The sequence below is a fragment of the Pseudomonas sp. PICF141 genome, assembly GCF_002286815.1.
Taxonomy (GTDB): Bacteria; Pseudomonadota; Gammaproteobacteria; order Pseudomonadales; family Pseudomonadaceae; genus Aquipseudomonas.
The window spans coordinates 1-23,063 of the sequence record NZ_MUNM01000083.1 but is presented as its reverse complement, the minus strand read 5'-3'; the positions used below and the strand labels follow the sequence as shown (position 1 = coordinate 23,063).

The 23,063-nt window shown below is 60.0% G+C and carries 26 protein-coding genes; 9 read left to right on the top strand and 17 right to left on the bottom strand.

The window, feature by feature from the left end; genetic code table 11:
• Positions 1-119 precede the first annotated feature (119 nt).
• The 3 genes from dsbG to dsbD are packed head-to-tail and all read right to left on the bottom strand — an operon-like array spanning position 120 to position 3,462.
• Positions 120-887 carry a thiol:disulfide interchange protein DsbG gene (gene dsbG / locus BZL43_RS24375; RefSeq protein WP_095634648.1) on the bottom strand — a complete coding sequence of 256 codons (768 nt, stop codon included), beginning with the start codon at positions 885-887 and terminating at the stop codon, positions 120-122.
• On the bottom strand, positions 863-1,729 hold the full coding sequence (locus BZL43_RS24370) for a TlpA disulfide reductase family protein (RefSeq protein WP_095634647.1): 867 nt from the start codon (positions 1,727-1,729) through the stop codon (positions 863-865). Before BZL43_RS24370 ends, dsbG begins: the two co-directional genes overlap by 25 nt.
• Positions 1,729-3,462 carry a protein-disulfide reductase DsbD gene (gene dsbD, locus BZL43_RS24365; RefSeq protein ID WP_095634646.1) on the bottom strand — a complete coding sequence of 578 codons (1,734 nt, stop codon included), beginning with the start codon at positions 3,460-3,462 and terminating at the stop codon, positions 1,729-1,731. The genes BZL43_RS24370 and dsbD overlap by 1 nt, the downstream gene beginning before the upstream one ends.
• Positions 3,463-3,616: 154 nt before the next feature.
• Between dsbD and BZL43_RS24360 the strand changes: the two genes are divergently transcribed.
• The 5 genes from BZL43_RS24360 (at position 3,617) to BZL43_RS24340 (ending at position 8,258) form a co-directional block, all read left to right on the top strand.
• Positions 3,617-4,297 carry a response regulator gene (locus tag BZL43_RS24360; RefSeq protein WP_095634645.1) on the top strand — a complete coding sequence of 227 codons (681 nt, stop codon included), beginning with the start codon at positions 3,617-3,619 and terminating at the stop codon, positions 4,295-4,297.
• Positions 4,294-5,619, top strand: a complete 1,326-nt coding sequence (locus BZL43_RS24355) for an ATP-binding protein (RefSeq protein ID WP_095634644.1) — start codon at positions 4,294-4,296, stop codon at positions 5,617-5,619. Before BZL43_RS24360 ends, BZL43_RS24355 begins: the two co-directional genes overlap by 4 nt.
• A 289-nt stretch (positions 5,620-5,908) precedes the next feature.
• Entirely contained in the window at positions 5,909-6,394 is a 486-nt protein-coding gene (locus BZL43_RS24350) for a GNAT family N-acetyltransferase (protein WP_095634643.1), read from the top strand.
• Positions 6,395-6,536: 142 nt separating this feature from the next.
• Positions 6,537-7,949, top strand: coding sequence for an aspartate aminotransferase family protein (locus tag BZL43_RS24345; protein ID WP_095634642.1), 1,413 nt, complete (start codon positions 6,537-6,539; stop codon positions 7,947-7,949).
• Between the two features lie 81 nt (positions 7,950-8,030).
• Positions 8,031-8,258 carry an MbtH family protein gene (locus BZL43_RS24340; RefSeq protein ID WP_095634641.1) on the top strand — a complete coding sequence of 76 codons (228 nt, stop codon included), beginning with the start codon at positions 8,031-8,033 and terminating at the stop codon, positions 8,256-8,258.
• Positions 8,259-8,396: 138 nt separating this feature from the next.
• On the opposite strand, the gene BZL43_RS24335 is transcribed toward BZL43_RS24340, so the two are convergent.
• From BZL43_RS24335 to BZL43_RS24295, 9 genes are all read right to left on the bottom strand, one after another.
• Positions 8,397-9,368, bottom strand: coding sequence for a metal ABC transporter solute-binding protein, Zn/Mn family (locus tag BZL43_RS24335; protein ID WP_095634640.1), 972 nt, complete (start codon positions 9,366-9,368; stop codon positions 8,397-8,399).
• Positions 9,369-10,268: a metal ABC transporter permease gene (locus BZL43_RS24330; protein ID WP_095634639.1), complete on the bottom strand. Its 900-nt coding sequence runs from the start codon at positions 10,266-10,268 to the stop codon at positions 9,369-9,371. It abuts the gene before it with no gap.
• Positions 10,268-11,116, bottom strand: a complete 849-nt coding sequence (locus BZL43_RS24325) for a metal ABC transporter ATP-binding protein (protein WP_095634638.1) — start codon at positions 11,114-11,116, stop codon at positions 10,268-10,270. The genes BZL43_RS24330 and BZL43_RS24325 overlap by 1 nt, the downstream gene beginning before the upstream one ends.
• Entirely contained in the window at positions 11,113-12,042 is a 930-nt protein-coding gene (locus BZL43_RS24320) for a metal ABC transporter substrate-binding protein (RefSeq protein WP_095634637.1), read from the bottom strand. The genes BZL43_RS24325 and BZL43_RS24320 overlap by 4 nt, the downstream gene beginning before the upstream one ends.
• A gap of 35 nt (positions 12,043-12,077) precedes the next feature.
• Positions 12,078-12,653, bottom strand: coding sequence for a DUF6162 family protein (locus BZL43_RS24315; RefSeq protein ID WP_095634636.1), 576 nt, complete (start codon positions 12,651-12,653; stop codon positions 12,078-12,080).
• Positions 12,650-12,970 carry a hypothetical protein gene (locus tag BZL43_RS24310; RefSeq protein ID WP_095634635.1) on the bottom strand — a complete coding sequence of 107 codons (321 nt, stop codon included), beginning with the start codon at positions 12,968-12,970 and terminating at the stop codon, positions 12,650-12,652. The genes BZL43_RS24315 and BZL43_RS24310 overlap by 4 nt, the downstream gene beginning before the upstream one ends.
• On the bottom strand, positions 12,967-13,500 hold the full coding sequence (locus BZL43_RS24305; protein ID WP_177409353.1) for a thiamine pyrophosphate-binding protein: 534 nt from the start codon (positions 13,498-13,500) through the stop codon (positions 12,967-12,969). Before BZL43_RS24305 ends, BZL43_RS24310 begins: the two co-directional genes overlap by 4 nt.
• A gap of 5 nt (positions 13,501-13,505) precedes the next feature.
• The gene (locus tag BZL43_RS24300) at positions 13,506-14,711 is read right to left on the bottom strand and encodes a PepSY domain-containing protein (protein ID WP_095634633.1); all 1,206 of its coding nucleotides are present in this window, start codon (positions 14,709-14,711) and stop codon (positions 13,506-13,508) included.
• 355 nt (positions 14,712-15,066) lie between these two features.
• Positions 15,067-15,525 carry a VOC family protein gene (locus BZL43_RS24295; RefSeq protein ID WP_095634632.1) on the bottom strand — a complete coding sequence of 153 codons (459 nt, stop codon included), beginning with the start codon at positions 15,523-15,525 and terminating at the stop codon, positions 15,067-15,069.
• A gap of 223 nt (positions 15,526-15,748) precedes the next feature.
• Here BZL43_RS24295 and BZL43_RS24290 point away from each other — a divergent pair, with 223 nt between their 5' ends.
• The 4 genes from BZL43_RS24290 (at position 15,749) to BZL43_RS24275 (ending at position 19,968) form a co-directional block, all read left to right on the top strand.
• Positions 15,749-16,018, top strand: coding sequence for a hypothetical protein (locus BZL43_RS24290; protein ID WP_095634631.1), 270 nt, complete (start codon positions 15,749-15,751; stop codon positions 16,016-16,018).
• A gap of 101 nt (positions 16,019-16,119) precedes the next feature.
• Positions 16,120-16,734 (top strand): LysE family translocator, encoded by a 615-nt coding sequence (locus BZL43_RS24285; protein WP_095634630.1) that lies wholly within the window; start codon positions 16,120-16,122, stop codon positions 16,732-16,734.
• 203 nt (positions 16,735-16,937) lie between these two features.
• On the top strand, positions 16,938-18,104 hold the full coding sequence (locus BZL43_RS24280; protein WP_095634629.1) for a cysteine desulfurase family protein: 1,167 nt from the start codon (positions 16,938-16,940) through the stop codon (positions 18,102-18,104).
• A gap of 55 nt (positions 18,105-18,159) precedes the next feature.
• On the top strand, positions 18,160-19,968 hold the full coding sequence (locus BZL43_RS24275) for an aminopeptidase P family protein (RefSeq protein WP_095634628.1): 1,809 nt from the start codon (positions 18,160-18,162) through the stop codon (positions 19,966-19,968).
• A gap of 58 nt (positions 19,969-20,026) precedes the next feature.
• On the opposite strand, the gene BZL43_RS24270 is transcribed toward BZL43_RS24275, so the two are convergent.
• From BZL43_RS24270 to BZL43_RS28405, 5 genes are all read right to left on the bottom strand, one after another.
• Positions 20,027-20,623, bottom strand: a complete 597-nt coding sequence (locus BZL43_RS24270) for a 2-hydroxychromene-2-carboxylate isomerase (protein WP_095634627.1) — start codon at positions 20,621-20,623, stop codon at positions 20,027-20,029.
• A 35-nt stretch (positions 20,624-20,658) separates the two neighbouring features.
• Positions 20,659-21,399: an SDR family oxidoreductase gene (locus BZL43_RS24265; protein ID WP_095634626.1), complete on the bottom strand. Its 741-nt coding sequence runs from the start codon at positions 21,397-21,399 to the stop codon at positions 20,659-20,661.
• 98 nt (positions 21,400-21,497) lie between these two features.
• A complete protein-coding gene (locus BZL43_RS24260; RefSeq protein WP_095634625.1) occupies positions 21,498-21,779 on the bottom strand; it encodes a hypothetical protein in 282 nt (93 codons plus the stop codon).
• A gap of 169 nt (positions 21,780-21,948) precedes the next feature.
• On the bottom strand, positions 21,949-22,836 hold the full coding sequence (gene rhtA, locus BZL43_RS24255; protein ID WP_095634624.1) for a threonine/homoserine exporter RhtA: 888 nt from the start codon (positions 22,834-22,836) through the stop codon (positions 21,949-21,951).
• A partial coding sequence (locus BZL43_RS28405) for a hypothetical protein (protein WP_218228041.1) occupies positions 22,833-23,063 on the bottom strand: 231 nt, incomplete at its 5' end. The genes BZL43_RS28405 and rhtA, both read right to left, overlap by 4 nt.

Here is a 23,063-nt window from a genome sequence, read left to right as displayed (position 1 = left end):
ATCAGACGGACGCCTTCGCGGGCAAGCCTCGCTCCTACAGGATTTGTGTCGATCGCAATACTCGCGAATCACATAAATCCTGTAGGAGCGAGGCTTGCCCGCGAAGAGGCCGGTGGAGATTACTTCGGCCCTAGAATCTTCACCAATTTTTCCGGCGACGGCGCGCCTTGCTGTTGTTGCAGCTGGCCCTTGTCGTCCATGTAGAAAATCGCCGGGGTGGCGGCCAGTTCCAGCTCTTCCATCAACTGCATGTTCGCCGCGAGTTTCGCCTGAATCGCCGGCGGCACATCTTTCAGGGCCTTGAGCGAGCTGTCCTTGCCGGATTTCTCGTGGTCGGCCAACGCTTTCTGCGGATCCTTGGCCGCCAGCAGCGCGGCGGATTTGCCCGGGCTGTCTTCGCGGATGATGCCGACCATGATGTGCCGCAACTGCACCTTGCCGGCCTTGACCCACGGTCGCGCCTGTTCCCAGAACAGGTTGCAGTACGGGCAATTCGGGTCGCTGAACAGGTAGACGATTCGCGGTGCGTCCTTATTGCCGTCACCGATCCAGTTGCTCGCTTCCATCTTGCCCCAGATTTCCTTGGCCATTGGCGCATAGACCAGTTTCTGCAATGGCGCGCTGCTCAGGTCATTGCCTTCGGCGTCGTACAAATTGCCCAGCAGTACATGTTTGCCGTCCGGGGTCAGGTACAGCGCCATGCCACGATTCTGGTACTGCGCCGCATAACCGCGCAGGCCATCGGGCGCCTCGAAGGTGCCAACGATTTTGGCGCCCTTGGCTTCGATCTTCTTGATGGCTTCAGGTAATTCTTCGGCCTGAACCGACGGCAAGTGCAGCAGGGCGGCACCCAGGGTTAACGTCAGCAGGTGGCGGAGGCGGAGCATGGCAATTTCCTTGAAGGCGTGGCCGGGGTGGCCGGGTTCGGGGTGTCGAAGTTTTCCAGGGCACGGGCCAGGCTCGCTTCAGAGAGTTCGCCCAGATGGCTGCCCAGCAGGTGCCCGTCGGGGCTATAGAACAGCGTAGTCGGCAATGCCATGGAACCCACGGCCTGGCCCAATCGAGCGCTGCCATCGAACAGTACGTTCGTCAGGCTCAGGCCCTGGGTTTCAAGGAAGGTGCTGACGCTCTGCATGCTTTCGGCCTGGTTGACGAATAGAAAAGTCAGGTCCGGACGCTGTTGCTGGGCGTTTTCCAGCACCGGCATTTCCCGGCGGCACGGTGGGCACCAGGTGGCCCAAAGATTGATCACCAGCGGACCGCCCTGGTAGTCGCTGAGCTGTATGGTTTGGCCAGCGGCGTTGCGCAGGGTGATCTGTGGCAGGCGTGTGCCTTGTTCGTAGATGTTCAGGGAGAACGTCGCCAGCAGCCAGAACGCCAGCCCACTGACCACGCCAAAGCCCAATGGCCGACGCATGTCCGGGCGACGCCAGCCTCGATACAACGCGGCAAGCAACAACACGACCACCCCCGGCCAGGCGAGGAAACCACCATCGCGCAGGTCGATGATCTGCCATGGATCGTTGCGATACTGCGCCCAGTAGGCAATCACGAAACCGACCCGGGCCGCCAGCAGGCCCAGCAGGAACAGGCTGAACAGCACCGACTCCGGGTTCTCGCCACCACGCTTGGCCACCCGCCAGCCGACAAAAGTCGCCAGCGCCAGGGCACTGATCAGCAGCAGGTGATTAAGCGCGATGGCAAAGGTGCCCAGGGTAAAGGTCAGCATTAACGAGCGTCTCGGGTGGTGATCCAACGTTGCAGGAAAGTGTCGGCATCGACCTCACCGGTGATGCGCTGGCTGCGGCGCTCGATGCCGTCGGTGCCGATCCACAACAGGCTTGGCGGCCCTGGCACTCTGTAACGGCCGAGCAATTCGCGGCTGGCGGCATTGTCGGCGGTGACGTCCAGCCGTAGCAAGCGCACATCGCTGAGCGCTTGCAGGACTTGCGGTTTGCCAAAGACCTGTTTTTCCATGACTTTGCACGACACACACCAGTCGGCGTAGTAGTCCAGCAGCACCCATTGCCCCCGGGCTTTGGCCGCATCGAGTTCGCGTTGCAGCACCGTGGGGTCCTTGATCGTCGTGAAAGCATCATGAATGTCGGGCACGGCGTCGGTACGGCCGGCGCTGTACACCTGCAATGGCTGATACGGATCATCACTGCCACCCGCCGCACCGACCACCAGCAGACTGCCCCATAGACCCAATAGCAGCGAACTGGCGCCGAACAGATGGGCAATCCGGCCAAACCCCTGCGACTGCTTCCAGGCGCTATAGGCCGCGAGCAGCAGCAAGGCGCCGCACAAACCGAGCCACAGCGATTCATCCAGTACCGGACGCAGCATCAGCAGAGCAGTGGCGAGGAACAGGAAACCGAACACGCCTTTGAGCAGGTTCATCCAGGCACCGGGCTTGGGCAGGAAACGATTACCGACAGTCACCAGCAACAGCAGCGGTATACCGATGCCGATGCCCATGGCGAACAGAATCAGCCCACCGTGCAATGCATTGCCGCTTTGGGCGATAAAGAGTAAGGCACCGGCCAGTGGCGCGGTCATGCAAGGCCCCACCAGCAGGCCGGACAAGGCCCCCAGCACACCGGCACCGATCAGGTTGCCACCGCGCTGATTGCGCGAAACATGTTCCAGACGATCCCGCACCGCCACCGGCAATTGCAGCTCGAAGAAACCGAACATCGGCAAGGCCAGCAGCACGAAAATCGCGGCAAAGCTGCCGAGCAACCAAGGGTTTTGCAGCAGCGCCTGAAGGTTCGCACCGAGCGATGCCGCCAGCACGCCCATCGCCGCATACACCAGTGCCATGCTCACAACGTAACTGGTCGCCAGGGCGAAACCGCGTTTAGGTGTGGCTCCACTGCCCACGATCAACCCCGCCAGAATCGGCAGCATCGGCAACGAGCAAGGCGTGAACGCCAGCAACAGCCCCAGGCCGAAGAACACTGCCAGGCTCCAGCCCAGCGCCCGTTGTTGCAGGTCGCTGGCCAGGGCCTGATCGGGCGCTTCTTCATTAAACGTCGCAAGGACATTACTGGCGCCAAGATCGATGACTTGAGTCTGCGGCGGATAGCACAAACCGGCATCGGCGCAGCCCTGGAAGCCCACCTTGACCTGACCCGTGGCCCCGGCCGGGATCTTCAACTCCAGGCCTTGGCGATAGACCTGCTGTTCGCCGAAAAACTCGTCGCTGTGAAACTCGCCTTGTGGCAGTGCCGGCAGTTGTTCCGGCGCCAGACCGTCGAATTTCAGGCGTTTCTGATACAGGTAGTAATTGTCGGCAATTTGCCAATAGAGCTGGGTTTCTCCGGATTCAAGGCGTTCAGACGTAAAGGTGAACGCTTTTTCCACAGGGAGAAAATCGGTTTTGGTCTCGAACGGATTCGTTCCGGCCTGAGCGACACCCCAGATCAATAGAACCAGCAATAAAAATAATCGACGCATGGGTAAGCCTTGTCCCTGTGCAAGTGAGGTGCACAATGGGTGGCGGCGATTAACCGATGATTAACCGCACTGGCCTTGTGGCAATGACGCTTGCGGCATAATGTCCGCTTAATCGGCCTAACGTCTTAATCACCTTTTTTCTACGGGACTCAGCATGCACGTACTGGTTTGCGAAGACGATGAGCTGATCGCTAGCGGCATCATTGCCGGCTTGACCGCTCAAGGCCTGACCGTCGAGCACGTTTGCACCGCATCAAAGGCACGGGCGATGTTGAAGGTCGCCGAATTCGACGTCATGGTGTTGGACCTTGGCCTGCCCGATGAAGACGGTTTGAAGCTGTTGCAACAGCTGCGCCATGGCGGTCTGGAAATACCTGTGCTGATTCTCACCGCCCGGGATTCGGTCACCGACCGCGTCGACGGCCTGCAAGCCGGCGCCGACGACTACTTGCTCAAACCGTTCGACCTGCGCGAACTGGCCGCGCGTTTGCACACTTTGTTGCGACGCGTGGCGGGGCGCAGCGTCAACCTGATTGAACACGGTCGTTTGACCTACGACCCGAGCAGCCGCGAAACCCTGCTCGGTGGCCAACCGGTGGATTTGTCGCGCCGAGAGCAATCGCTGTTGCAAGCCTTGCTGCACAATCGCGGCCGGGTGCTGTCCACCGAGCAGTTGAAGGACAGCGTCTACGGTTTCAACGACGAACTGGAAAGCAACGCCCTGAACGTCCATATCCATCACCTGCGGCGCAAACTCGGCAACGGCATTGTCGAGACGGTGCGCGGCCTGGGCTATCGCCTGGGGCCGGCCGATGGCGGAGAGCAATCGAAGTGATGAGTCTGCGTTTGCGCCTGAGCCTGACCCTCGGCGCCGCGTTTGCGCTGATCTGGGCCCTGGCCGCCGCCTGGATGCTCAGTGATCTGCGCAATCAGATGATGTTTTCCCTGGACCAGCGGTTGGTGGCGTCGGCGCGGATGGTGGCCGGGCTGCTGGAGCAACTGCCGGCGTTGCCGAGCAAGGGCGAAGGGACCCATTTCAGTGCTGAACAGCTGAGTATCCCTGGCGGCATGGCCTGTCAGGTCAGCTCGTTGCGTGGCGAAATCCTGGCCCGCAGCCACAGTAGCCCCGAACAAACCCTGGAAGCCGAAAAAATGGGCTTCCACGATCAAATGATCGACGGCGCACCATGGCGCAGCTTCACCCTGGCGCGCGGTGACGTGCGCATTACCACCGCCGACCGGCAAATCGAGCGCGAAGCGCTGAACATGTCCATCTTGCTGGCGGCCTCGGTACCGGTCGGTGTGGCGCTGCTGGGCTGTTTGTGTTTGTTGTGGCTCGGCATCGGTCAGGGACTGGCACCGCTCAATCGCATGCGCGATGCGTTGATGCGACGCAGCGCCGATTCCCTGGAACCGTTGCAGATCCAGCCGCTGCCCAGCGAACTGCAACCGCTGCTGGAAACCCAGAATCAGTTGTTCCTGCGCATCGGCAAGACCATCGAGCGCGAGCGGCGCCTGACCGGCGATGCCGCGCACGAGTTGCGCAGCCCGCTGACCGCGATCAAAACCCACCTGCAAGTGGCGCGCATGACCGAAGGCAGCGCTCGGGACCAGTCCCTGGCCCGGGCCGAGGAGGGCGCCGACCGTCTGCACCGCACGCTTGAACAATTGCTTCTGCTGGCGCGCGTCGAGGGTAGTCTGTCGTTCGATGACGGCGTGCAATGCAGCGCCGAGCAGGTGGCAAAACTGGCCATTCAGGATGCCGCCAGCGGTGATCGTCAGCGGATCAAGCTTCAATTGCCGAGCACATTCTCCGATGCACCGCTGCAAATGCCGGCAGTGCTGTCGATTGCCGCATTGCGTAACCTGCTCGACAACGCCCTGCGCCACACCCCGGCAAATGGGGCCGTGGAGCTGAGCCTGGAAACCACCAACAATCGCGTGCGCTTTCTGGTCCGCGACCACGGCCCGGGAATTGCCGAAGATGACCTGCACCACCTGACCCAACGTTTCTGGCGCAACGGCCAAAGCACCGGTTGCGGCCTCGGCCTGGCCATTGTCCAGGCCATCGTCCAGCGTTGCGGCTGCACCCTGCATTTCGACAGCCGCCCGGATGGCTTGCGGGTCGAACTGACCATGCCTCTGCAACCGGTCTAACCAACAACACCAAACCCTGTGAGAGCGAGCTTTTGTGGCGAGGGGGCTTGCCCCCGTTGGGGCGCGAAGCGGCCCTGAATCCCGTCATCGCAGTGCATCAGATGCACCGCATGAGATGGTTTACGACTGCTTCGCAGTCGAACGGGGGCAAGCCCCCTCGCCACAAAAGCACGCTCTCCTATTGTTTTTGTGTTGCACACCAAATGTAACGTCTCTCCATTAGCCACCCGGCCGCCACAGCGCTATCGTCCCTGGCAGCTTTGACTCAATGGATTGAGGTAACAGCGCCATGAATGCACCGATACACATCTGCAAGGCAACGCCCGCCGACGCCGGCATCATCAGCCGCATTGTCGAGCGCTCCATTCGCGTCGGCTGCGCGCTGGACCATCGCAACGATCCGCGAACCGTCGCCACCTGGACCCACAACAAAACCATCGAACACGTGCAGCCCTGGCTGGCCGACTCGCGGTTGTACCTGAACATCGCCTTGCTTCAGGACAAACCGATCGGCGTCGCCATGGCGGCGATCAGCGGCAAGGTCGCGTTCTGCTATGTACAGCCGGAATGGTTTCGGCGAGGCGCCGGACAAGCATTGGTGCAGGATCTTGAAACCTGGTTGATCGCTCAGGGTTTGCCTCAGGCGCGGCTCAACAGCACCCGTACCGGCGAGGCGTTTTACCAGCGTCTGGGTTACCGGGCTTGCGCTGAGACCTTCACCGTGGCCGGACTCCACGCCATTCCCATGCACAAGGCGCTGTCGCCACCTTCATAGAAAGCTGATCGAGGGTCTAAATCCTTGAGGTCCTGATGCGTTTCCAGAACAGGAAACCTGCAAGTGCGCCCCGTGACGGGAACGCGCACCTGCCCGGTGTGCAGTTTTGGTCACTATCAACAGCGTATTGAGGGATCGAGAGATGTCAGTCGCTATCAGCCTTGTCGAAGATCAGCCGGCCCGGATCGTTCCGACGCCTGCCGAGACGCTTTATCAGTTCAACGAATCGCCATTGCTGGCTCGTCAAAGCCAGCAGGAGTCGAACGCTCGCAGCTATCCGCGGCGCATTCCCCTGGCACTCAAGCGTGCCAAGGGCATTTATGTCGAGGACGTCGAAGGCCGCAGTTTCATCGATTGCCTGGCCGGTGCGGGGACGCTGGCCCTGGGGCACAACCATCCCGTGGTGATCGAAGCGATCCGGCAAGTGCTGACCGATGAGTTGCCGCTGCACACACTCGACCTCACCACACCGGTGAAGGATCAGTTTGTTCAGGACCTGTTCGGTCTGTTGCCGCCGGCGTTGGCCGCTGAAGCCAAGATTCAATTCTGCGGCCCCACCGGTACCGATGCTGTTGAAGCCGCGCTGAAACTGGTGCGCACCGCCACCGGCCGCAGCACGGTTTTGTCGTTCCAGGGCGGTTACCACGGCATGAGCCAGGGCGCGCTGAGCCTGATGGGCAGTCTGGGGCCGAAGAAGCCGTTGGGTGCGTTGCTCAGCAGTGGCGTGCAGTTCATGCCATATCCCTACGATTACCGTTGCCCGTTCGGGCTCGGCGGCGCGCAGGGGGTGCAGGTCAACTTGAGTTACCTGGAAAACCTGCTGAATGACCCAGAGGCCGGTGTGCAATTGCCTGCTGCGGTGATCGTCGAAGCGGTGCAGGGCGAAGGCGGGGTGATTCCGGCCGATCTCGATTGGCTGCGCGGCTTGCGACGTATCACCGAAAAAGCCGGCGTAGCGCTGATCGTCGATGAAATCCAGAGCGGTTTCGCCCGCACCGGCAAGATGTTCGCCTTCGAGCACGCCGGGATCATTCCGGATGTGGTGGTGATGTCCAAGGCTATTGGCGGCAGCCTGCCGCTGGCGGTGGTGGTCTATCGCGACCGGCTCGACACCTGGCTGCCGGGCGCCCATGCCGGGACCTTCCGCGGTAATCAAATGGCGATGGCCGCAGGCTCTGCGGTGATGCACTACCTGACAGAGTACAAGGTGTGCGAGCACGCCGCCGCCATGGGCGAACGCTTGAGTGAACACCTGCACATCCTGCAACGGGATTTCCCGCAACTGGGCGATATCCGCGGACGCGGCTTGATGCTGGGCGTTGAGCTGGTCGACCCGAGCGGCGCGCCGGACGCTCAAGGCCATCCACCGATATTCGCTCGTCTGGCGCCGTTGGTGCAGCGCGAATGCCTCAAACGCGGATTGATCCTCGAGCTGGGCGGGCGTCACGGCGGTGTCGTGCGTTTCCTGCCACCGTTGGTGATCACCGCCACAGAAGTCGATCGGGTGGCCGACATTTTCGGCAGGGCCATGGCCGCAGCCATCACCAGCCTTTAAATTTTTCGGTGCCTTGAACGTTCCTTCTACATAACGGCTGCGCACGGCGTGCAGCCCACCCTACAGCGATGGAGAGACAGCATGACGTCAGTATTCGACCGCGAGGACATCCTCTTTCAGGTCGTGGTCAACCACGAAGAGCAATACTCGATCTGGCCCGACTACAAAGCCGTGCCACAAGGCTGGCGCACCGTGGGCAAGAGCGGCCAGAAAAAGGAATGCCTGGCCTACATCGAAGAGGTCTGGACTGACATGCGTCCACTGAGCCTGCGCCTGAAAATGGAAGAACAGGCGGCTGTGGCTCACTGAGTCACCGCGCAAAAAGAAGCCCGCTGAACCGGTAAGGTCAGCGGGCTTTTTTCATGGCTTGAAATTGCCTTCGCGGGCAAGCCTCGCTCCTACAGGGGTGGCTTGCCCGCGAAGAACGATAACGCGGTCTAACTGACGTTACACCCCGCTCAACCCCTTGATCACCTGATCCACATTCCCTTCCAATTCGGCCACCGGATCCGCCGCATCGACACTCAACACCACCAACCGACTGCCCGCCCCGGCAATCACCGCTTTTACCGCGTCCGACGGCTGGCGATGATGCAGCACCACCGCCACCTCATTGTTTTTGAGCGTTGCGCCCAATTGCGTCAGCGCCTGTGGCGTCCATTCGGCATCCGGCCGTGCATCCAGGCCAATCAGCTCCAGATTGAGGCCGCCGATCAGGTAGCCGAAATGATCGCTCAGGCTCATCACACTCAAATTGTCGGCATCGGCCAAGCGTGACTCGCTGTCTGCGCTGAGCTTGAGCAGGCGCTGTTTGAGTGCGGCCAGGTTGGCGTCTATCTTCGGTTTGGCCGCTGGCGCCAGGCGCACCAGGTCTGCCGCCATGACATCCACCATCCGGCCCATGTTGTTGCTGGCCAGCCAAGGCTGACTGTTCAGGCCGTCGATCTTGCTGCCAGGCTGTACGGCGATGCCGGGCAGGGCGCCGTCCACCGGGCGGGCGGCGTCGATTTCAATGATGCGGATATTGCTGCGACGTGCGTTCGGATACAGCGGATCATCCGGCCATAGCGAGCGTAAGCCGATGACTGCATCGGCGTCGATCGCCAGCGTATTGAGCGCTTGAGCGCCGCGACCGGTGAAATAAGCGCTCTGCCGACTGCCGGGCAGGTTGGCCGGCGCGGCGCGCTCAAGGCGGACATCGGTGCCCTCCAGCAGCAGGGCCCCCAGACCGTAGGTCACCGGTAACGCCGCCAGCACCAGCACTTTGTGCGTGGAAGTCGAGGCGAAGAGCGCGCTGTTACCGACACCATGATTGGCCAACAGACGCATTGGTTCGAAGGTATCGGTGGCGAATACGTTGAACGAGGCTGGCCCACACAAGGTCAGCGCCAGGGTCAATTGACGCAGAGAAAAAGACATTTATCCGAGATTCCCTTTCAGACTTGGGACGATGCCACGAGCAATCGCGGCCAGGGCGAAGGCGATACCGGCCACCAGAATGATCGCGGCACCGGAAGGAATAGGCAGGTCAAAGACAATCGGTGCGAGAATTCCGCACAGCGTGCTGACCGTGGCGATCAGTACCGAACACCAGAAAAAACCCTTCAGCGACTGGCTGAGCAATCGCGCGGCCGCCGCTGGAATCACCAACAGTGCACCGACCAGAATCGCCCCGATGACTTTCACCGCCGCCACCGTGATCAGGGTCACCAGAATCACGAACAGGTAATCCAGGGTCTTCACCGCCACACCACGTACCGCCGCCAGTTGCGGATTGAAACTGGCGAGCATGATGCGGTTGTACAGCGGCAGGGCCAGCGCCATCACCAGCGAACCGACAATGGCCAACACCAGCAAGTCATTGCCGTTGACCGTCAGCACTGAACCGAACAGCACGTTTTCCAGGATGTGCACATTGATTTTGCCGGCCAGGATCAGCAGCAGGCTCGCACCAAGCGCCAGCGATACGGAGAGAAACACACCTATCAAAGTATCCGGCGCCAGCCCCGTGCGGTTACGCAGGTAGTTGAGCAAAATGCCAAACAGCAGGCAGTAACCGAACAGGCTGCCATAAGGCCCGGTGTAGGGCTCGCCGAGCAAAATGCCAATGGCCACACCGGTCAGCGCCGCGTGGCCCACGGCTTCGGAGAAGAACGCGAAACGCTTGACCACCACCAGCGTACCCAAGCCGCCCAGCACCGGGCCGATCAATAGCCCCGCGAGGAGCGCGTTGACCACAAACCCATAGGCCAGCGCTTGCGGCAGGTAACCCGACGACGCCCAGCCCTGGACCATCAAACGAAAGGCTTCGTAACTCATCAGACAGCGCTCCGCGGATGGGTCGAGAACAAGGTCAGCAATCGCTCCGGGGTCAGTGCCTGTTTCGGCGTGGCATCGAACAGTACCCGGCGATTGAGTCCGGTGACCCGGTCCGCCAGTCGCCCGACCGCTTCCAGATCATGCTCGATCCACAGCACGGTGATGCCGCTTTGGCGCCAGTCACTCAATAGCCGTTCGAACACTTGAATACCGGCCTCATCGAGTGCCGACATCGGCTCATCGAGTACCAGCAATTGCGGCGCCGGAATCAGCCCTTGGGCCAGCAAAACACGCTGGCGCTCACCCCCGGACAACGCGCCCATGCGCCGTTTGCGTTTATCCTGCAGGCCGACCCGTTCCAGTGCTTCGCCGATGGCCGCGGCGTAGTGTTTGCTCAACCCGAGAAACGCCGGGCGCCTCTGGCACATCGCAGCCATGAAGTCATCGACGGTCATCGGTAAACCGCGATCGAACTCCAGCGCCTGTGGCACGTAACCGATGGTCCCCGGTTCGCCAGGCCATTGCAGGCTCAAGCGGCCCTGATGCGGCATTTGCCCGAGCAGGGTCTTGATCAGCGAACTCTTGCCGCCACCGTTAGGGCCGACCAGTGCATGCACGCTGCCGGGCTGGACCTCGAAGGTCACCTTGTCGAGGATCGTCGTGCGGCCCAGCGTGAGGCTCACTTCGGCAAAATCGAGGGTCGGCCCCGAAACCTGTGGGAGCGGGCTTGCTCGCGAAAGCGGTGTGTCATTTAACGATGATGTTGACTGCCTGGACGCCTTCGCGAGCAGGCTCGCTCCCACTGGGGGTTCGGTGACGGTCGGGCTCATGGTTTCCTGAGTCGTCATGCGCCGGACTCCTGAATCGCCCGGACCACCGTATTGAGGTTGCCGGTCATTTCTTTTTCGTATTTGTCGGCGGTGTATTCGCCATAGGAGATGTGCGACAGCGGGTACAGCTTTACCCCGGATTCACGCTGAATGGTCTCGACGTAAGTGGACGGGAAATCCATCTCCGAGAAGATCACTTTGACGTCCAGTTCCCGCAGTTGATCGATGGTCTTTTTCAGCTGGCTGGGGCTCGGTTCGATACCGTGGGCCGGCTCGACCACAGCGGTCACTTCCAGGCCGAACTCGCGCAGCAGATAGTCGTACGCAGCATGGACGGTGGCCACGCGCAACTCGGCGTTCGGCGCCTGGGTCAGTTTTGCCAGGGCGTCGGCGCGCATCTGCCGCAGACGTTTGCCGTAGGCGCGGGCGTTTTGTGTATAGGTTTTGGCATTGGCCGGATCGAGCTTGCCCAGTTCACGGGCGATGTTGTTGACCTGGGCAATGGAGGCACTGATCGACAGGAACGTGTGCGGGTTGACCACCTTGCCGGCGCCCCGGGCAGCGACGCCGGTGGCGGCCAGCAGGGGCACGTTTTCGTTGGCTTCGATCACCTTGATGTTCGGGCTTTCGCTGGCGGCGATCATGCGGTCGGCGAAGTCGTCATGGCCCACACCGTTGAGCACGACTACGTTCAGCCCGCTGATGCGTTTGATGTCTTCGGCCCGGGGCTCGTAGGCATGGGGATTGAAACCGGCCGGGATCAACGGCACCACTTCGGCTTTGTCACCGACGATGTTGGCCACGTAACTGTAATAAGGGTGCAGGGTGATACCGATGCGCAGGCGCCTGGCTTCGTCGGCGCTGGCCAAAGGGATCAGCAAACAAGCAAGCAGGCCGACCAGCAGCAGGCGCATAAAGGAATGACGTTGAGATGAACTAGGCATGGGAAAGCGGTCTTCTCTCGGGTGAAGGCGAGGGTTCAATGCCGATGCTGGCGGGTAACGCCGGCATCGAATTGCGCGACGATCTGCTGCCAACCGGCGTCATTGAGCGCAGCGTCGGTGAGATCGTTCGGGGCGGTGAGGGCGCTACCGCGGTTGAGCCAGATGTCTGGCGCCGAGTCGTCTTCAGCGGTCAAGCGCATCAAAAACGAACCGGCCACGGTTGGAACCTGGCTCTGGCCGAAGTAGGCCTTGGTGTCCAGCAACTGCCAGGCATGACCGCCGCGGCTGACAGAACTGGCGTCCTGGGCAAACGGCGCAAAGCCTTCATCGGCGAGGGCGGCGGGTGTGGGCAACGCTTGCTGTTCCTGATGCAACAGATGAATTTCATCCAGCGTGACTCGCAGGTCGGCGTAAATACCTTGCTCGGATGCGCTCAAATCACGACGGGCATCCAGCTGATGGCTGCCCACGCTGCTCACTTCTTGAGTCTCGCCACGCCAGGTGACCACCGAGCAGGCAACCGCCAGGATCATCAGGCACAACAGCAGCACATAGAGCGTTTCATGGCCGGCACCCGCCGGGCGGACGACGTGCGTGGTTGGTGTCGTCATGGGGCCTGGATGTCCGCTTGGTCGATCTCGACGACATGGCCGGGACCGGCGTCGAACAGCACGTAGAACTCGGCGCCAGGCTTTTTGAACGTCAGGGTCGAATCGGCACCGAGCTTGCCCGGCACCAGAATGGTTTCGTCGTAACCAATCACATCCAGCGTCACGCCCGGTGCGCCGCTGCCGTCGGAAAAACCGCCGGTGCACTGGATCTGTTCGGCGTCGAGGGCCTTGCATTCGCACATCGGGTTATGGGCCAAGGCGCTGGTGCTAAAGGCGGCGCACAGCATCAATAAAACGGGGCGAAAAGCGTTGATCATGGTTTGCCTCCTTGTTTGTTCAGCCAGGCGAGGGTGGCCGGGGATGCCTGGCTCAGAGGGATGGACGCTTGATGCATGGCACCGTCCCAGCCTTCCATGGTGATCCACAGTTCGGCGTCGGTTTTGGTCTTTTCAGGTACCGGTAGCATGGCGCCCATGCGGTACGGCGTACCGAAAAAAATCGCACCGGCCGCGCGCAGGCTGCGGGGTTTGCCGATGCGCAGGTAAGTCGCCTTGACTTGGTCGCGGCAGCGTTCGCACAGCGCTGCGTTGAAACCTTTCATGTAACCGGCCGGGCCGGTCAACCGTGGTGCTTCGTTGCGCAGCTCGGCCAGTTGCAGGCTCCAGGGGCCGACCTGGATTTGGCCGATCTCCCGCTCCCCCAGTCCGCTGTCACCGCGAAACAACGAGGCGTCGGCCAAGTATTTGGGCATGAAGCCCAAAGGGATCAGCAGCAAGAGAATGTTGATGTGGAAGCGCCATTTGCGCCAGAACAGGCTCGCCCGCGAAGGCTGCGATGCAGTGATCATCTTGCTCACAGGTTGCCCTCCGAAGCCTGTTGGTTCATGACCGTTTGCGATCTTGATACCGGGCGCGGCGCCTGATTGCTGCGCTTGAACGCATTGGCGGTGGCCAGGGCGGTGCGCTTGGTCCAGATCAGCAACCCGCTGAGCACCATCATGCTCAGCAGCAAACCGAAGAAGAACCAGATTAGCTTGATCCAGATCCCGCCAAAGTCACCGGTGTGCAACGGACGCATCGACTCGGTCACGAACTCCAGGCCGGTGCGATCGGTCAGCAACCGTGTGCTGGCGATATCACCGTTGTACGGGTTGACCTCAGCCGTCTGATACATCAGCGGATACCAGCTACGACCGCCCACGGACAGATGGCTGTAAGCGTTGCTCGGCAAGGTGACGAAACTGGCATCAAGCCCGGGAATTTGCTCCTGAGCGACCTTGATCGCCTGTTCCAGGCTGATCATCGGGGCCGGCTTGCCGGTGCGGGTCAACGGCACGCTTTCACGCGAGACGACCGACACCACCGGTTCCGTGGTAATCGAAATCTGGTTGTCGAACAGAATCGCCTTGATCAGGAACCAGACACCGGTGATCGAGATCACCGCAATGAACCAGATCGACCAGATGCCGCTGAGCCGGTGAAAATCGCCCCAGAAAATCCGCGCGCCATGGCGAATGCGCAGGGTCGGTCGCAAGAAGCTTTTCCAGAACCGTTTGTAGACCACCAGCCCGGTCACCAGCGACGCCAGCATCGGCAGCGCGAGGAACGACACCAGATACCAGCCCCAGCTGTAGCCATTGGTGAACGGCACCAGCCACCAGCCATGCAGTGCGCGAGTGAATGCCTTGAAATTGAATGGTGGGGCGGTGCCCTGAATCACCCCGCTGTAGGGGTTCACATAAACTGTCACTGAGCGGCCGTCGGGGTAAGTGACGTCCACGTCCAGGGCGAAATGCGATTCGTCGGGGCGATTGATGCCCTGGACCAGCGTCTGGGGTTCGGCCTGTTTGATGGCGGCGACAATCTGGTCATAGTTGAGCCGCGGGGCGTCGTCCGAAGGCGCGCTGGCACGCATTTGCGGATTGGCCAACCAGACGATTTCCTGACTGACCACCGCCAGCGTGCCGGTCACACACACGATCAATACAAAGAACCAGATGGGCAGCGCCAGCCAGCTATGCACCAGAAACCAGAGTTTTGAGCGGGATTTCTTCGACATGATTAACGGTCTTGTTTCGATGAGAGGACTGCTGCTGCGGGCTTCCCAGCGGTGCGGTCCATGAAAAGTCCGGTCGTGGCTTTTGCCTAAGCGACCGACTGCATCTAAATAAGACGTATGAGCATCGGAAATCCCGAAAGGGGATATGAAAGTAAATGTTTCGTGTTTCTGTCTTGGTAAGGTTTGCTCGTGAAAGGGGCCTGAAGGTCGACATTGAAGTTGAATGTAGAGGCCCCCTCACGAGCAGGCTCGCTCCCACACCTGAATCGGCGGCGTACATATAATGTGCGTTCAACACCGATCAACTGTGGGAGCGAGCCTGCTCGCGATGAGGCCGGATCAGACACTGAAGTCCTCAACCCTGCTTAAACATCTCTTTCGCCCGCTGTTCAATCTGCTCCTGGGTCAAATCCTCCTTGTGCGTGGCCAAAAACCACAGATGCCCATAGGGGTCTTTCAACGTCCCCGAACGGTCGCCATAAAACTGATCCTTGACCTCGGACACCACCGTGGCACCGGCATCGATGGCCTGTTTAAAGGACTTGTCCACATCGTCCACATACAGATACAGCCCCACGGACGGTGACTTGTCCGGGTTGCTCAATGGGCCCTGGTCGCAGGGCGTGCCCAGCATGAACGGGCAGTCACCGATACGCAGCTCGGCGTGCCCGATGCCGCCATCAGGCATGGCCAGGCGCATGACTTCGGTGGCGCCAAAGGCTTTCTTGTAGAAGTCGATGGCTTCGGCAGCTTTCTGAATGCCCAGATACGGGGTGATGCTGTGATAACCCTCTGGAATAGGTTTGACGCTCATGACGGTTCTCCTTTTGTGGTGGGGTTAAGGTGTTCCTTCGCCGATTTCCGGTCGAATAACTATAGGTCAGCCCTTTTTCCGCAGCCGAGTGCCCGACGAGCAGTTGCCCAAGACTGCGATCTTTTGATCCGATATCCACTATCGAGAGCGTTGATTTCTGCCCTTCGAGCGCCACGGGTAGCCTGTGTTCATTGCCCCAAACACAGATCTGCGGACGCCCGAAATGAAATCTCTGCTCGCCACTTTCTTGCTGCTTGCCATCTCCGTTCTCGCCGGATGTGCCAGTCATGTTTCACCGGAATTGCGGCCCTACACCGCTGAAGAAACCCGGGAACTGGCGTTGGAGGCCCTGAATCGCCGTGGCTTGTCCTTCGAGGAATACCATGCGAAGAAAGCCGAATTGCTCGGCCAGCCGACAAAATCGTTCAGTTTCGACAAACAAGGTGAGATGAACGCCGAACGCGCAGTACAGCTGCGCGGCCGTCAAAGCTGAGCGACAACTGTACTGCTCGAACTTTCACCCAACTGTCCATGGGTTTCCCGCAAGGCGTGCGATAGGGTCAATACCTGACTGACCCTGATGGACTGCCACCCATGACACTCTCGCTCGACCTGCTGCTGGGCTTTGCCCTGTTTGCTCTTGTCACCTCGATCACACCCGGTCCGAACAACACTATGTTGTTGGCTTCGGGCGTGAATTTCGGATTTCACCGCACCATCCCGCACATGCTGGGCATTACCTGCGGCTTTTTCGTCCTGGTGGTTGCCGTCGGTTTCGGTTTGGGTTCGGTGTTTCAAACCTACCCGATGCTTTACACCGTGTTGCGCTATACCGGTGCGGCGTATTTGCTGTACCTGGCATGGAAGATTGCTCGTTCCGGGCCGGTCGCCGACGGTGAGCAGGGGGAGGGCAAGCCCATCAGTTATTTGGGCGCGGCAGCGTTTCAATGGGTCAATCCCAAGGCCTGGATCATGGCCATCGGTGCCATCAGCACCTACACGCCGATGCAGGGCTATTTCACCAATGTGATTGTGATTGCCGCGGTCTTCGCTTTGATCAACCTGCCAAGTGTCAGTGTGTGGGCCGGTTGCGGCACGCTGTTGCGCAATGTTCTGCGCGATCGCCGCTGGTTGCGGCTGTTCAACTGGGGCATGGCCTTATTGTTGGTGGCTTCGCTATACCCGTTGTTGCTCGAAAGTTTTAGCTGACGCATTGCTTCATCCGGTGGCCCGATGCCTGTAAGCTCGACTTCAGGAGCGTTCCTACGCACTTTTAAACGAAGTTGTTCTTCTTTAATGGCCTGCGATCAGGTATTGCTGTCGTTCTGAAAATTCGGCGTCGCTCATGAGGCGGCGCTTGGATATTTCCAGGACGAGCTTCCTGATCCCGGAACACGCTCTGCGAGACTTCTATGAATAAACGTCCACTGTATTTCGACTATGCCGCCACCACGCCGGTGGATGAGCGGGTCATCAAGGTCATGGTCGAGTGTCTGGGTTTCACCGGTAACTTTGGCAATCCAGCGTCCAGTTCCCACGCCTTCGGCCAACAGGCCCGGCAATCGGTCGAGCAAGCACGGCGCCAGGTCGCCGAGTTGGTGGGCGCCCAGGCGGAACAGATCGTCTGGACCTCCGGTGCCACCGAGTCCAACAACCTTGCCCTCAAGGGCGTGGCCCAGGCCCGCGGTGTATCCGGCGGCCACATCATCACCAGCCAGATCGAACACAAAGCGATCCTCGACACGGCAAAACAGTTGCAGGACGCAGGTATTGCGGTGACGTATCTGGTGCCCGATGCCGAAGGTCTGATTACCCCGCAAGCAGTTAGCGAAGCGATGCGTGAGGACACCTTTCTGGTGTCATTGATGCTGGTCAATAACGAACTGGGCACTATCAACGACATCCCGGCCATCGGCCAGGTGGTGCGTGATCGCGATGCGTTGTTCCACGTTGATGCGGCTCAGGGCGCGGGTAAAGTGGCGATTGATCTGGCCCGGTGGCCGGTGGATTTGATGTCGTTCTCGGCGCACAAGGTCTACGGCCCCAAAGGCATTGGCGCGCTGTATGTCGGTCCTCGTGCGCAGCAGCGTCTGCAGGCGCAGATCCACGGGGGCGGTCACGAGGGCGGGTTGCGTTCCGGCACGCTGGCGACGCACCAGATTGCCGCGATGGGTGCCGCCTTCGCGTTGGCGGCCACCTCATTCGATGAAGAAAAAGCCACCATCGCGCGTCTGCGTGAACGCTTGCTCGAACCGCTGCTGAACATCCCCGGCGTGCGCCTCAATGGCAGCCCCACCCAACGCATTCCCCATACCCTGAGCCTGACTTTCAACGAAGGCGAATTCGGTTCCGCGGCGTTGAGCGCCTCGATCGCGTTTTCCGCGACCTCGGCCTGTAATTCCGCCAGCAATGCGCCCTCCCATGTATTGCTGGCTCTGGGGCATGACGCACGCTCGAGCAGTCGCACCATTCGCTTGAGCCTGGGACGTTTCACCACCGAGCAGGATATCGATCAGGCGGTACACCTGATTAAAGCGGCTTGCGCCAGTGCTCCGGCATTCTGGGCGACAGGTCAGTAAGCGCCGACTCCGATCGGCACCGAATAATAACGTTGAGTGGTTAGCAGGAGAAACGATGAGTACACAGCCTTTGACCAATGGATGGGTACCCCAGCGCCTTGCGCAAACCCGCGAGCTGATGAGCCGGGAGGGTATTCATGCGCTGCTGGTGCCGTCAGCCGATCCGCATCTATCGGAATACCTGCCGGGCTATTGGCAGGGGCGGCAGTGGCTCTCGGGTTTTCATGGCTCGGTGGGCACGCTGATCGTCACGCCGGATTTTGCCGGCGTCTGGGCCGACAGCCGCTATTGGGAACAAGCGAGCAAGGAGCTCAAGGGTAGCGGCATCGAGCTGGTCAAGCTGCAACCGGGTCAACCCGGACCGCTCGATTGGCTGGCCGAGCAAACCCCTGAAGGCGGTGTCGTCGCGGTCGATGGCGCGGTCATGGCCTTGGCCTCCGCACGTACGTTGAGCAGCAAGCTTGAAGAGCGCGGCGCGCGCCTGCGCACCGACATCGATCTGCTGAGTGAAGTGTGGATTGACCGTCCGAGCCTGCCGAACGAGCCGATCTATCAACACTTGCCGCCTCAGGCGACGGTCAGCCGTGGCGAAAAACTCGCCAAACTGCGTGACGTGCTGAAAGAACGCGGTGCCGACTGGCACTTCATCGCCACCCTCGATGACATCGCCTGGCTGTTCAACCTGCGCGGCGGCGATGTGTCGTTCAATCCGGTGTTCGTGTCCTTCGCCCTGATCAGCCAGCAGCAAGCCACCTTGTTCGTCGCCCTGAGCAAAGTGAGCGCCGAGCTGTGTGCCATTCTTGAACAGGACGGCGTGACCCTGCGCGATTACAGCGAAGTCGCCGCCGCCTTGCGCGCCGTGCCGAGCGGCGAGAGCTTGCAAGTAGATCCTGCGCGGGTCACGGCCGGTCTGCTGGATAACCTGAACAGCGGCGTGAAACTGCTCGAAGGCCTGAACCCGACCACCTTGGCCAAGTCGCAGAAAAGCCTGGCCGATGCCGAACACATTCGTCGGGCGATGGAGCAGGATGGCGCGGCCCTGTGCGAGTTCTTCGCCTGGCTGGAAGTGGCCTTGGGGCGTGAGCGCATCACCGAACTGACCATCGATGAACACCTGACCGCGGCGCGTACCCGGCGTCCGGATTATGTGTCGCTGAGCTTCAACACCATTGCCGCGTTTAACGCCAACGGTGCAATGCCGCACTACCACGCCACCGAAGAAGAACACGCGGTGATCGAGGGTGACGGCCTGTTGCTGATCGACTCCGGCGGCCAATACCTGGGCGGTACCACCGACATCACCCGAATGGTGCCGGTGGGTACGCCGACTGACGAGCAGAAGCGCGATTGCACTCGCGTGCTCAAAGGCGTGATTGCGCTCTCCCGTGCACAGTTCCCGCGAGGCATTCTGTCGCCGTTGCTGGACGCCATTGCCCGCGCACCGATCTGGGCTGAAAGCGTCGACTACGGCCACGGCACCGGTCACGGCGTCGGCTACTTCCTCAATGTTCACGAGGGCCCGCAAGTCATCGCCTATCAGGCCGCGGCAGCACCGCAAACGGCGATGCAGCCGGGCATGATCACTTCCATCGAACCGGGCACTTACCGTCCAGGACGCTGGGGGGTGCGTATCGAGAATCTGGTATTGAATCGTGAAGCGGGCAAGAGCGAATTCGGGGAGTTCCTGAAATTCGAAACCCTGACCCTGTGCCCGATCGACACCCGTTGCCTGGAGCCATCGCTGCTGACTGAAGACGAAAAGCAGTGGTTCAACGGTTATCACGCCGAAGTGCGTGAGCGCTTGAGCCCATTGCTCGATGGCGCGGCCCTTGAGTGGTTGAACACCCGAACCGCAGCTATTTGAGCGGTTTGAGTCCTGGCGCTGTTTTCAGCGCCTGGCTCATTTCATAGGCAGGCGCTGGCTAGTGCGCGCGCAGGGCTTCAAGGATGAAGTCCAGCCGATCCTGGCCGAAGAACAGCTGATCACGGACAAACATGCTCGGCGCACCGAATACACCGCGTTGCACCGCTTCCTCGGTGTTTTCCTTGAGGGTTGCTTTGACGGTCTCATCGGCGGTCAGCGCCAGCACCTCGTTGGGATCAAAACCATTTTGGGTCAGCACGGCGGCAACGGTCGCTGGATCATCGAGGCTGAGTCCTTGAACCCAAAGGGCGTGAAACAGGCAATCGATAAACGCCTGAAAGCGTTCGGGATGGTGCAGTTGCATTCCCGTGACAGCCCGCATCAGCATCAGGGTATTGATCGGGAAGTTCGGGGTGAACTTCAGCGGTACGCCATAACGTTTGGCATAGCGCTCCAGGTCCTGAAACATGTAACGACCCTTGGCCGGTACGGTGACGGGGGAAGCATTGCCGGTAGCTTTGAACACACCACCCAGCAGCATCGGCCTGAAGATCAGTTGACTATCGGTCTGTTTGCAGATCTTCGGCAACTGGGTATAGGCCAGGTACGTGGCGGGACTGCCGAGGTCGAAAAAGAACTCCACGGTTTTGCTCATGGTCGATGTGCTCTTCTTATTGTTGGAAGGGGAGGCTACCAGCGTTCGTTCCAGGGGCGCAGGTCCAGCTCGAAAGTCCAGGCATCCCGTGGCTGGCTGTGCAGGTACCAATAGTTGTCGGCGATATGCTCGGGATTGAGAATGCCGTCCTCATCCTTGGTCGCGTATTTTTCCGGAAAATTGTTGCGGATAAAGTCGGTGTCGATAGCGCCATCAACCACGACATGGGCGACATGGATGTTCATCGGCCCCAGTTCGCGGGCCATGCTTTGCGCCAAAGCGCGAATCCCGTGCTTGGCACCGGCGAAAGCAGCGAAACCCGCGGCACCGCGCAAGCCAGCAGTGGCGCCGGTGAACAATATTGTGCCCCGTTGACGGGTGACCATGCGCTTGGCCACTTCACGGGCGTTGAGAAACCCTGAGAAACAGGCCATTTCCCAGATCTTGAAATACTTGCGGGCGGTTTCCTCAAGGATGCTGCACGGCACATTGGCGCCGATATTGAAGATGAACGCTTCGATGGGGCCTAGCCCGGTTTCGATCTGCTCGATGAGCGCTATCACATCGTCTTCATTGCGCGCATCACAGGCAAAACCGTGCGCCTGGCCACCACTGGCGGTGATGGACTCTACCAATGGCTGGAGTTTGTCTGCACTGCGACGTGTGACGCAGGCGATATACCCTTCACGGGCAAAACGCTTGGCGATGGCGCCGCCGGTGGCATCACCCGCACCGACGACCAGTATGATTTTCTTGTTATCGATAGCGGAGGTCATGGATATCGCCCTTTGCTGAACGGTCATTGACTGACAAACGTTAGCAGCATCGCAGCGAAGCGCCTATCGGGCTGTGCAAGCCCGATAGAAGGAGAGGGTTACTTACAGATGACGATCATGCTGCGGCTGGTATAGCCGGCAGGGTTGAGGCCGAAGGGATAGTCGCCAGGCTCTTCCACCGCATCCCCTGATTTGGCGATGACTTTGTACCCCTTGGGCGCGCACGAATTGGTGGCGCTGGTGTAGCACTTGTCCCACGAGGACGAAAGCCCTGAGCAGTTGATATGCAGTCCTTTCTTGCCGTGTTTCGTCTGGGGTTTGGAGGTCGCAGCGCAGCCCGCAATTGCAAGTACGGCGATCAGTATCAAAATTTGTTTCATTGCTGTCCTTAATAGCGGCCCCGGATCTGTGCCTGGGTCTGCCTGCATTCGCTTTTGCTTGAAGCGTTCTGATATCCCTATCTGAAAAAATCCATGTCTGACACTGAGTTACGTGGCCTAAACATGGCCTAATTGAGCGGCAAATACCAGACCTTCGTCAAATCTCGTTTCAATCCGCTGCGACCGCGGGCTTGGCGGTGCTGCCCATGGTCATGGTCGCGCCGATGGAAGCCAGAATGATGCACAGGATAGCCATCCACTGTGACAGGGAAAGGTATTCTTGGAGAAACAACAAGCCGGACAGCGCGCCGATCGCGGGTTCGATGCTCATCAACGTACCGAAGGTTCGGGCGGGTATCCGTGTGAGGGCGACCATTTCCAGGGTGTAGGGCAGGGCGGTGGACAAAATGGCGACCCCAATGGCCACGGGAATCAACGAGGGTGTCAGTAGCGCGGCGCCAGCGTGGACGATACCAATGGGAGCTACGAACAGGGCCGCAATCATCACGCCCAACGCAGCGGTCTGCACTCCATTGTCAGCACCAGCCTTCTGGCCGAACAGAATGTACAGCGCCCAACAGACGCCCGCACCAAGGGCATAACCTGCGCCGACCAGATCAATGCCCGTGCTCGTGGCGCCTGTCGGAATCAATAGCAGCAAACCCAGGGCTGCCAGAGCGATCCACAGAAAGTCTATTGCTCGCCGTGAGGCGTAAATAGCGACTGCCAAGGGGCCGGTGAACTCCAGGGCTACGGCGATACCCAGGGGGACAGTGCGCAAGGACATATAGAAGAGGAAATTCATCCCGCCCAATGCCATTCCGTAGACGATAACGGTGCGCAGGGATTTCGCAGTGAGCTTCGCTCGCCATGGACGCAATAGCAGCAGCATGATCACGCTGGCAAAGATCAATCGCAGGGTGGTCGTTCCTTGAGCACCGATGACCGGGAACATGCTTTTGGCCAGGGAAGCTCCGGACTGAATCGATGCCATGGCTATCAAGAGCAGGCCAACCGAGGACAGGGTCGAGACAAGGCTGCGGGGGTGATCATTCATTTGCGTGGCATCGTCCGAAGTGGCAAGCGAGGGTATTGTTTTATGTGTTGGGCAATATATTGCGCAACCGTTGTGGGCGCGTCTATATATAGCAGGGTTTTTGAGTATCCTGATAGAAAAACCAAATAAGGGGTTGACGGCAGATTTTGAAGGCCTATAATTCGCCCCACTTCCGGCGCAGTCGAAACGGAAAACTCCTTGGTAAACAATGAGTTACGCGGTTTTCG